The sequence below is a fragment of the Thalassospira sp. UBA1131 genome, from assembly GCF_002311515.1.
In the GTDB taxonomy this organism is placed as follows: Bacteria; Pseudomonadota; Alphaproteobacteria; order Rhodospirillales; family Thalassospiraceae; genus Thalassospira.
On record NZ_DCAO01000134.1, the window covers coordinates 14599 to 17418 of the forward strand.

The window sequence follows — 2820 nt, forward strand, 5'->3', positions numbered from 1 at the left end:
GCATAGTCGCCGGTGATCATCAGAATTTTTTTCGCAGACATGTTTTATCCTCCCGCTTGTTTTCATTTGCCGCTTTTGGGCAAGGGCAGGGAACTATACGCCTGATACAAGCTGGGCGGGTAACAGCGGACTACTACGTGCGAGGAAGTTGACGCGGTGTACGTTGTGGCGTCCGTCACTCAAATAAAAAAAGAGGCCCGTTGGGGCCTCTTTCGAAATGTGGTTTTGTGAAAAGGAGATTAGCTTTTGGATGCTGTCGGCTTTTTCGCAGCCGTGGTCTTGGTCGCCGTTTTCGAGGCGGTTGACCGTGAACGGGTTGCCGGTTTCTTGGCCGCGGTTTTTGCCGCAGGTTTGGCAGCCGGCTTTGCAATGGATTTTGCGGTGCTTGCGGTTTCTGCACTTTCGATGACGTGCAGGTCGCGCTGCGGGAAGGGAATAGAGAAACCGGCAGCTTCGAGTTCCGTTTTCGATTTACGGGTCAGATCGAAGAAGGTCGGCCAGAATTCACTGGTCGCAACCCAGCCACGTGCGGTCAGATCGACCGAGCTTTCGCCAAGGGTGGCGACAAAGCTCATCGGTTCCGGATCCTTGAGTACGCGTTCATCGGATGCGACAAGGTTTTTAAGAAATTCGAGGGCCGCATCAACATCGTCATCATAGGCAATGCCAACCTTGATATCGAGGCGGCGGGTTGGGTTGCGCGAATAGTTTTTGATCGCGCTATTCCAGATTTGCGAGTTCGGGGCAGAAATAAACACACCATCCGGCGTTTTGAGCAAGGTGGTAAACAATGTTATTTCAACGACGGTGCCTGAAATCGAACCAGCTTCGATAAATTCATCAATTTTGAGCGGACGCAGGATAAGAATCATGACTCCGGCGGCAATATTTGATAGTGTCCCCTGCAGGGCAAGACCAATTGCCAGACCAGCGGCACCGAGAACGGCGATGATGCTGGTTGTTTCGACGCCGAAGTTCGACAGAACGGCGACGATGACGAAAATCAAGATCACGTAACGCACAATGCTTGATGCAAGCGGCTTTAAAGTCGCATCAACAAACTTTGTATTCTTTAGGGAATGGCGGACCAATGCTGCCGCCCGGCCGGCGGCCCACCAGCCAACGATTAGTATCAGCACAGCGCCAAGCAAATCGAGGCCAAAGCCCAGTGCAAATCCTTTAAGCATTTCTGTGATGGTCGCTACATCGGTTTCAATCATTTGAACCTCGTCCGCTCCGTGTCATAATTGTGTTGATTGCCAACCATACTTCTGTATGAGAGGATTAGCATTACAGGTTTGAGTGCGCTTGAAAAGTAGGACGCCAACACCATTTTTTACAGATGGCTGGAACAAACCAGAATTCTGTTCGTTTAAGACCATAATTCCACCATCATTGGTGTTAAGTTATTAGCTGAAGAACAACCTTAATGACAGGGGTAAGACATGCAGATCAATCCGAAAATTCTTTGTGCTCTTGGTGGCGTTGCGCTTCTGAGTGCATGTAGCAGTGTGGACAACAGCGGCACCGCGGTACCTTACGGCGGTAACCCGTTCACCTACAGCAGCTCGGTCTCGTCTGCGCTCTCGTCCGAAGAGCCGACCACTGACTTCGGTAAAGCGCTTAAGGCCGAATATCTTGCATACGCACAGCGCGAAGCGGACGAATGGTATGACTTCTTCGATGCCGACTTCTTTGCGAAGAAAGCCGGTCGCGTAAGCGGTGACACCATTGTTCTTCCGGAAGATCCGGCAAACTGGCGCTTCTCTGATGAGGAAATTGCACAGAAACGCGCCGTCCGTGACGAACTTCTGGCCCTTCTTGACGACGGCAAGCGCGAAGCAATGCCGGCAACCGCAGCGATCGCACAGTCTCGCTTTGACTGCTGGGTCGAGGAAAGCGAAGAAGGCTGGCAGACCGAGCTGATCAGCCAGTGCTGGAAAGATTTCGAAGCTGCAATGTCTGAGCTGCGTGCAGAACAGCCGGCCGTTGTTGTAGCCCCGGTTGCAGCTGCTGAGCCGCGTCTGTTCACCATCTTCTTCGATTTTGACAGCGTTGCGATCACCCCGGTTTCCGAGCGTGTTCTTGATGCAGCTGCTGAGCAGTGGGCATCCTCGATGGGTGACATCACCGTCGTTGGTCACGCTGACGCCGCGGGTCCGGCAGCCTACAACCTGCGTCTGTCCGAGCGTCGTGCCGCAGCAGCCCTTAGCGAGCTGACCGGTCGCGGTGTGAAAGGCGACATGGTTTCGCAGGATGCCGTTGGTGAAGGCGATCTTCTGATCCCGACTCCGGATGGTGTTCGCGAGCCGCGTAACCGTCGTGTGACGATTTCTGTCGACTAATCACCGACATTTACCAAATCTTTGGCAACGAGGTGGCATAATGCCACCTCGTTGTTTTTCTATGTGGTTTTGACGATCTGGCGATTTTTCGCGGAAACAGGTGTTGAATTTGGGATTAATGTGAATAATCTCTGGATTGTATTCCTGATTTAAGTGAGAGGCGGGGACAAATGCTGAAGGCCATCAAGACGGTCTTTTCGCGGCGCTCGGGGGGCGTTGCTCTTGCAGTTGCCACACTGGCAGTTGCAACCATGTCGGTCTTGCCGACTGCGCGCGCGGCAGACAAAACACCGGTCGTTCCGTTTGAACGTTATTTCGCTGACTTGCGCGGCGACGGAAAGACCCTGCGTTTCAATGCGTTCTCCGGTGAAATTCCGGGCACGCGAATCAAGGAACTTCTGCGTTCTGGCCAGGTCATCGGCGATCGTATCCTGCTGGCAGAGGATGTCGCGGTTTATTTCCCGGATGGTTACAT

The 2820-nt window shown here is 53.0% G+C and carries 2 protein-coding genes and 1 pseudogene; 2 read left to right on the forward strand and 1 reads right to left on the reverse strand.

The window, feature by feature from the left end:
• Nucleotides 1–239: 239 nt before the first annotated feature.
• Nucleotides 240–1220 carry a mechanosensitive ion channel family protein gene (locus tag B3Z49_RS21910; protein ID WP_296994982.1) on the reverse strand — a complete coding sequence of 327 codons (981 nt, stop codon included), beginning with the start codon at nt 1218–1220 and terminating at the stop codon, nt 240–242.
• Nucleotides 1221–1445: 225 nt separating this feature from the next.
• On the opposite strand from B3Z49_RS21910, the gene B3Z49_RS21915 reads away from it, so the two are divergent.
• The gene (locus tag B3Z49_RS21915; RefSeq protein ID WP_296994984.1) at nt 1446–2345 is read left to right on the forward strand and encodes an OmpA family protein; all 900 of its coding nucleotides are present in this window, start codon (nt 1446–1448) and stop codon (nt 2343–2345) included.
• A 170-nt stretch (nt 2346–2515) separates the two neighbouring features.
• Nucleotides 2516–2820, forward strand: a pseudogene (locus B3Z49_RS21920) (hypothetical protein); the annotation flags it as partial.

Bases quoted from the DNA above. Each gene is read 5' to 3' on its own strand.
- B3Z49_RS21910 (WP_296994982.1), bottom strand. From the start codon at position 1,220: ATGATTGAAACCGATGTAGCGACCATCACAGAAATGCTTAAAGGATTT.
- B3Z49_RS21915 (WP_296994984.1), top strand. From the start codon at position 1,446: ATGCAGATCAATCCGAAAATTCTTTGTGCTCTTGGTGGCGTTGCGCTT.